The sequence below is a fragment of the Pseudorhodoplanes sp. genome, assembly GCF_035565855.1.
Lineage (GTDB): Bacteria > Pseudomonadota > Alphaproteobacteria > Rhizobiales > Xanthobacteraceae > Pseudorhodoplanes.
Window position 1 is genome coordinate 1 of sequence record NZ_DATMRX010000075.1, and the last position, 7,372, is coordinate 7,372.

Sequence of the window (7,372 nt, forward strand, 5' to 3'; positions counted from 1 at the left end):
CACCTATATCTATCCGCCCGCACCATCGCTACGCATCATTTCGGACATCTTCGCGTTCACTTCGCAGAACATGCCGAAATTCAATTCGATCTCGATCTCCGGCTATCACATGCAGGAGGCGGGCGCGACGCAGGACCTCGAGCTCGCCTACACGCTCGCCGACGGCGTCGAATATGTCCGCGCCGGCATCGGCGCCGGTATTCCGATCGACAAATTCGCCCCGCGCCTGTCCTTCTTCTGGGCGATCGGCATGAACTTCTTCATGGAAGTCGCCAAGATGCGCGCGGCGCGCCTCCTCTGGGCGAAGCTGATGAAGGAGTTCGCGCCGAACGATCCGCGCTCGCTCTCCCTGCGCACGCATTGCCAGACCTCGGGCTGGTCGCTCGCCGCACAGGACGTCTTCAACAATGTCGCGCGTACCATGATCGAGGCGATGGCGGCGACGCAAGGGCACACGCAATCGCTGCACACCAACGCGCTCGACGAGGCGCTGGCGCTGCCGACCGACTTCTCCGCCCGGATCGCGCGCAACACCCAGATCGTGCTGCAGCAGGAAAGCGGCACGACGCGGATCATCGATCCGTGGGGCGGCTCGTTCTATGTCGAGCGCCTGACCTACGAGCTTGCGAAGAAAGCCTGGGCGCATATCCAGGAAGTGGAAGAGCTCGGCGGCATGGCGAAGGCCATCGAAGCCTCGATCCCGAAGCTCCGCATCGAGGAAGCCGCCGCGAAGACCCAGGCCCGCATCGATGCCGGCGTGCAATCCGTCATCGGCGTCAACAAATACAGGCCGAAGAGCGAAGCCCCGATCGACGTTCTTAAAGTGGACAATTCGGCGGTGCGCACGCTGCAGATCGACAAGCTCGCCCGGCTGAAGAAGGAGCGCGATCCGAACGCCGTCGAGGCCGCGCTTGCGGCGCTGACCAATGGCGCGACACAGGGCGGCAATCTGCTCGCGCTCGCGGTCGATGCGGCGCGGGCGAAGGCGACCGTCGGCGAGATTTCATCGGCGCTCGAGAAGGTGTTCGGGCGTCATCGCGCGGAGATCAAGGCGATCTCCGGCGTCTATAAACGGGAGGTCGGCGGAATGTCCGACGCCGTCGAGCGGGTGCAGAAGCTCGTCACGCAATTCGAGGCCGACGAAGGCCGCCGGCCGCGTATCCTCGTCGCCAAGATCGGCCAGGACGGGCACGACCGTGGCCAGAAGGTCATCGCATCGGCCTTCGCCGATCTCGGCTTCGACGTCGATATCGGTCCTCTGTTTGCGACCTCGGCGGAAGCCGCGCGCCAGGCAGTGGAGAACGACGTGCATGTTGTCGGCGTGTCGTCTCTTGCCGCCGCGCATCTGACCGCCGTTCCTGAACTCAAGGCCGAACTCGAGAAGCAAGGCCGCGGCGACATCATGATCGTCGTCGGCGGCGTCGTTCCCCCGCAGGATTGGGACGCGGTGAAAGCCGCGGGCGCAGAAGCGATCTTTCCGCCCGGCACGGTGATCGCAGAAGCGGCGGAAGACCTGATCCGCAAGCTCAACAAGCGTCTCGGCTACGGACAAAAGGCCGCCGAATAAGTCGCTTCGCGCTCCCGTCTCAAGTTTCTTTGATGGCGGTGCCAGCCAATTCGTTTGAGTGCGCGTGCGGTGTCAGGCGATAGTCGCGGCAATGAGGGGGACCTGCCGTGACCTACGCTGAGACCGAGCCCGTCCAGACCATTCTGCCCGACGCGCCCGACACCTTCTGCACCTATCTGGCGCGCCAGCTGATTGCGAAGGAAGGCTACACCCGGTACGCGGTCGCCGAGGCCGCCCCGCTCGCGGAGAATTGCGACATCCTCCTCTCCCATTCCGACGGTTATACGCTCCGGCTTCTCTGCCTGATCGATCGCGAGGCGCATCCGGAGCGCAGCTTCGGGTTGACGCCTGACGCGGTCGACGACGTCGGCAAGGCCTGTCTGCCGCATACCGGACGCATCTATTTCAACAAGATGCCGGTCGCGATCATGGTCATGGAAGTCGGACCGGAAGCGCCGGATGCGCGCCAGCGTCTCGCTTCTTATCGACCCGCCAGCATCTTCTCCAAGGTCCAGCCGTCCGGATGGATCGTCGATCCAGGGACGAAAACGGTCTGGAACAATGCCGGGCTGTTCGGACGCTGGACGCCGCCCGCCGGGTTTATCCGCAAGCTGTTCAACTCGCCCTACGAGCCGGTCGTCATTCCGCAAGCGCGGCCGGTCGCGCATATCGACCCGAGCTTTCCCTATCTGACGACTGCGATCATTGCGCTTCTGTGCGTGATCTTCGCAGGCGAAGTCCTGTTCGGCATCGGCCCCTGGACGGGCTTCCTCGAGCCATCGATCGCCACCCTCCTCGCTTTCGGTGGCATCTACCGGCCGCTGGTCATGCAGGGGGAATGGTTCCGGCTGTTGTCCGGCCCCCTGCTGCACGCCGACCTGATGCATCTCGCCTTGAACTGCGTTGCGCTGTTCATTGCCGGACGGTTGCTGGAGGGACTGGTCGGCCGAGCCTGGCTCGCCGCGTGCTTCGTGATCGGCGCAATCACCGGCGCGCTGTTCTCGCTCGCCTTCAATCCTGAAACGCTGATCTCCGTGGGCGCCTCCGGCGCGGTGATGGGCTTGTTCGCGACGCTCCTGATCCTTGCGTTCCGATTTCCGAAGGGGCCGGACCGCACTGCACTCCTGTTGAATTCCGTTTATGTGCTGGTCGCCTCGCTCGCACCGGTCTCCACATCAGGCGGCAAGATCGATGTCGCCGCTCACATGGGGGGCGCGGTGGGCGGGCTGATCATGGGCGGTATCATCTTCGCGGTTTGGCGCAGAGACGATTTGCGCCCGCGCTTCAGCGGCATCGCCGCGGCCGTCGGACTTGTCGGCCTTGCCGCTGCCGCCTATGCCTTCACCCCGCTGCCGCAGAACTACCGGTCCGGGATGATGATCGCCTCGCTCATTCCCGACGATCAGGCCCCCAAGAATGGCGCCGAATGGCGCGCGCAATCCAAGGACCTGATCGCGAAATTCCCACGTGACCCGCGGCCACGTTACTTCCATGCCATCGCGCTGTTCGAGGCAAAGCAAGTGGCCGCGGCCGAACAGGAATTGCGGACCGGGCTTGCCGATGTCGATATCTGGCGCAAGCTGATCAATCCGGAATTCGCCCAGCACATGCAGGTGGCGCTCGCCGTCACCGTGGCGGCGGGCGGCCGGCAAGCCGAAGGACGGGAGGCCGCGGCGCCGGTCTGCGGCTGGGCCAAAGGATCGACCAGGGCCTGGCTGGACGAACACAAGCTGTGTGAGAAATAGGGAATTCCGAAGAAGTCCCAGAGCCACGACTGGCCTGCCCCGACTAACTTGACTATTCACGGCGGATGGCACGCGAGACAGAATCCGATCTTGCAGACCGCATTCGCGCCGGCGACCGCGCGACGCTCGCGCGGGCGATCACGCTGATCGAGAGCAAGCGCGAGGACCATCGCAGGCGCGCGCATCAGCTGGTCCAGGACCTCCTGCCCCATACCGGCGACGCGATCCGCGTCGGCATCACCGGCGCGCCCGGCGTCGGCAAATCGACCACGATCGACGCGCTCGGCAGCTTCCTGACCGCGAAAGGCCACAGGGTCGCGGTGCTTGCGGTCGACCCCTCCTCGACGCGCACCGGAGGCTCGATCCTCGGCGACAAGACCCGCATGGCGCGCCTTGCGGCGGACGACAATGCCTTCATCCGCCCCTCGCCGTCGTCGGGTACGCTCGGCGGCGTGGCCTCGAAAACCCGCGAAACCATGCTGCTTTGCGAGGCTGCCGGCTACGACGTGATCCTCGTGGAGACCGTCGGCGTCGGCCAGTCCGAAACCACCGTCGCCGGCATGACCGACTTCTTCCTCGTGCTGATGCTGCCGGGCGCAGGCGACGAATTGCAGGGCATCAAGAAAGGCGTGATCGAACTCGCCGACATGATCGCGGTCAACAAGGCGGACGGCGACAACGTCAAGCGGGCGCAGCAAGCCGCGGCCGAATACCGCGCCGCGCTGCATATCCTGAAACCCGCGGGCGACGGCTGGTCGCCTCCGGTGGTGACATACTCTGCATTGACTGGCGATGGTCTGGCTGCGATCTGGCAGAGCATCTGCGATTATCGCCAAAGTTCTGACGCATCGGGGGCACTGACACGGAAACGCCGGGATCAGCAGGTCACGTGGATGTGGTCGCTGCTGGAAGAGCGGCTGTTCGCCAGGCTGCGCTCGGACCCGGAACTCAAATCCCGCGTGCCCCAGCTCGAGCGGGCAGTCGCGGCCGGCACCCTGTCGCCGATGCTCGCGGTCGAGGAAATCGCCCGCGCGATGAACCTGTAAACTGGACGTGTAATGCCCGAACTGCAAAGCCGCCTTGCCACCCACGACGATCTTGATGCCCTGACCGAGCTGATGGAGCTTTCGATCACCGAGTTGCAGAAGCCGTATCTGAACGACGCGCAGATCGCCGCAAGCCGAACCATCATGGGCCTCGACACCCAGTTGATCGACGATGGCACCTATTACGTCGTCGAGCAGGACGGCGTTCTTGCCGGCTGTGGCGGCTGGAGCCGCCGGCTCACGCTTTATGGCGGCGACCGCTCACCCGGACGCGATGCGGCGTTGCTCGATCCAGCCCGGCATGCCGCGCGCATCCGCGCGATGTACACCCATCCGGATTTTACGCGGCGCGGTGTCGGCCGTCTGATCCTCGAGCTGTGCGAATCGGCGGCGCGCGCCGAAGGTTTCGTGCATGCCGAATTGATGGCGACGATGGCCGGCGTGCCGCTCTATCGCGCCTGCGGCTATATGGCCGTTGCCGATGTCAGCGACGCGAGCGGCGGAACCCCGGTTCCGCTGGTGCGCATGAGGAAGCGGCTCTGAGCAGGAGCGAACGCGGTCACGGTCATGGGCACGTTGTCCAAATCGAAGCGACGGGTCCAGGCGGCACCGGCCCGCACGCCGTCACGGTCCCGCACGCTTCGCCTCCTCGTGACCGGGTTCGGGCCCTTTCCCGGCGCGCCTGAGAATCCGACCGGACCGCTGGTGCGGGCCCTTGCACGCAAATGGCAATCAACTCCCGGCGTATCTGTGAAGGCGCATGTCTTCCAGACGCGCTATCGAACCGTCGATCGCGCCCTGCCCCGCCTTCTGAAAACGCAAAGGCCGCACGCGCTGATCATGTTCGGGGTGGCCGGAAATTCGCGAGCGATCCGCGTCGAGACGCTGGCGCGCAACCGCATTTCGCATCATCCGGACGCGGGTGGATATACCAGGGGTCCGTGCCCGATCGAGGCCGACGCACCAAACGGCCTCGACGTCCGCGCGCCGACCGCGGCACTTCTGCAGGCGATCAAACGGACCGGCCTTTCAGCCCGCCTGTCGCGAAATGCCGGCGATTATCTCTGCAATTATGTGCTTTGGCATGGGACGCTGGCAGCCCGCGCAACCGGTGGCCCGGAGCTTTGCACCTTCATTCACGTGCCGCCGCTGTCACGGCGCATCACGCCGGATGCGCTGATCCGGGCCGGTGACGCTGTTATAAGGGCCGTGGTCACAAGCCTGCGCCGGCGGGGCAATCGTATCGGTGGTCAGCATCATGAGTGAGCGTCATTGCATGCGCACGGCAATCACGACCGCCTTTGCGGTGGCCTTGCTGTCGAGTTCCTCCACGCTGGCGCAGACGCCGGATCAATTCGACAAGCCTGCATCGGTGCGCAGTTTCAAGCCGAAGCAGGACGACTCCGCCGAAATCCGCTGCAGCTATTTTCCCGACCTGATGATCAGGGAAACGCAGGATGGTCCCTCGTCGGAAAACGCAGCGATCGTGCGCGATGCGAAGGCACCCTGCTCGGCAAAAGCCGAACCTCGCGAGACCGCGCTCGACACGTCCGGCATGACCTTCGACGGCCGGCGCGGGGCGTTCCTGCTATTCTCCGATCTCGATCCTCACGGCGCGACCGGCTTCGTGGTGATCGATACGAAGACAGGAAAGATCCTGCTGCGCGATGCGGCACTGAGCAATCCGGTGTTGCAGAGCCTCGCGCTCGACGGCGGCAAGCTGCGGCTGCGCTACAGGCGCGGCATCAACGCGCCCTGCTCGCTGATGGACAACGCGCAAGCCTGCTGGACCCAGCTCGTGAAGGAGGGACTCGTCCCGGCAGACATGAAGGCGCCGTCCGGAAACATTTGCAGCACGGCCTATGCGCGGGACAACGCGCCGCGGAACAATCCGAGCATTGTGGTCTACCCGACCGAAGTTACGGTCGATGCCAGCGGCACGACCCAAGTCCTGTCGCGCGGCGCGGTCGAATGCGAGTCGATGCCGTAGAGCACATTCAGTTTTCATGGAAGTGCCGCTCTCTTTCACAGTAGCAGTTGCTCTTCACCGTTGTCGCCCGTCTCTCTCACTGTCATCGCGCGCAAAAGCGGGCGATCCAGTAAACACAAATGCTTCAAGAGTTACTGGATGCCCCGCTTTCGCGGGGCAATGGGCGATGCGATTCGGCCCTCAACCGAAATCGCTCCAAAAAGCGCGGCCGGATTACCGTTAACCTCTTAACCCTGACGCGCGATTGTCGCACAGACCGCCGCCGGCCGCCGCAGTGCCGGATTATGTTGATGCAACACCCGTTGGACACGGAGCATCCGCAATGCGCATCAGCCGCCGCACCATGATTGCCGGCAGCGCCGTTGGCGCTGCAGCCGTCGGCACGACACCGCTTCCGGCACAAGCCGCGCCGCTTCTCGGCATCGACGCCGGCGAATTCGGGCTGAAGCCGGATGCTGCAAACGACCAGACGCAGATCCTTCAGCGCGGCATCGACCGCGCGGCGCAGGCTCGCCTTCCCCTCATCCTGCCTCCCGGAACATATCGCGCTGCCGGGCTGCGGTTGCCCACCAATGCCAAGATCGCCGGCATACGCGGTGCGACGCGCCTGTCGCTTGCTCAACCGCGCTCGCTGTTCGTTTGCGATCGCGCCGAGAACATCGACCTGTCCGGCCTTGTGATCGATGGGGTCAAGACCAAGCCGGCAGAAGGCCGCGGACTCGTGCACCTCGTCGATGCGCAGGATATCCGCCTGTCCGATTGCAGCATCGTGAATGCGGGCCGCAACGCCATCACGCTGGAGCGCTGCTCGGGCGCGGTGACCGGATGCACCATCGAGGATGCGGGCGATGGCGCGCTGTTTGCCATCGACTCCACCGGGCTGCGCATCGCCGGCAACGTGATCCGAAGATCCGGCAATAACGGCATCCAGGTCTGGCGCAGCACCTTTGGTAATGACGGCACCATCGTTACCGACAACCGCATCGAAGACACCCGCGCCGATTCCGGCGGCGACGGACCCTAC

The 7,372-nt window shown here is 64.6% G+C and carries 7 protein-coding genes; all 7 read left to right on the forward strand.

The features are described from left to right. A partial coding sequence (scpA, locus tag VN004_RS04240) for a methylmalonyl-CoA mutase (RefSeq protein WP_325607343.1) occupies positions 1–1,567 on the forward strand: 1,567 nt, incomplete at its 5' end. A gap of 107 nt (positions 1,568–1,674) precedes the next feature. After that, a complete protein-coding gene (locus VN004_RS04245; RefSeq protein WP_325607345.1) occupies positions 1,675–3,312 on the forward strand; it encodes a rhomboid family intramembrane serine protease in 1,638 nt (545 codons plus the stop codon). Positions 3,313–3,377: 65 nt separating this feature from the next. Beyond that, complete coding sequence (meaB, locus tag VN004_RS04250; RefSeq protein ID WP_325607346.1) at positions 3,378–4,358, forward strand: methylmalonyl Co-A mutase-associated GTPase MeaB; 981 nt, start codon at positions 3,378–3,380, stop codon at positions 4,356–4,358. 12 nt (positions 4,359–4,370) lie between these two features. Further along, positions 4,371–4,901, forward strand: a complete 531-nt coding sequence (locus VN004_RS04255; protein WP_325607347.1) for a GNAT family N-acetyltransferase — start codon at positions 4,371–4,373, stop codon at positions 4,899–4,901. Between the two features lie 24 nt (positions 4,902–4,925). After that, positions 4,926–5,624 (forward strand): pyroglutamyl-peptidase I, encoded by a 699-nt coding sequence (locus VN004_RS04260; protein ID WP_325607349.1) that lies wholly within the window; start codon positions 4,926–4,928, stop codon positions 5,622–5,624. Between the two features lie 10 nt (positions 5,625–5,634). Further along, entirely contained in the window at positions 5,635–6,348 is a 714-nt protein-coding gene (locus tag VN004_RS04265; protein ID WP_325607351.1) for a hypothetical protein, read from the forward strand. A 322-nt stretch (positions 6,349–6,670) separates the two neighbouring features. Further along, positions 6,671–7,372, forward strand: a 702-nt coding sequence (locus VN004_RS04270) for a TIGR03808 family TAT-translocated repetitive protein (protein WP_325607353.1), incomplete at its 3' end; no start/stop codon positions are given.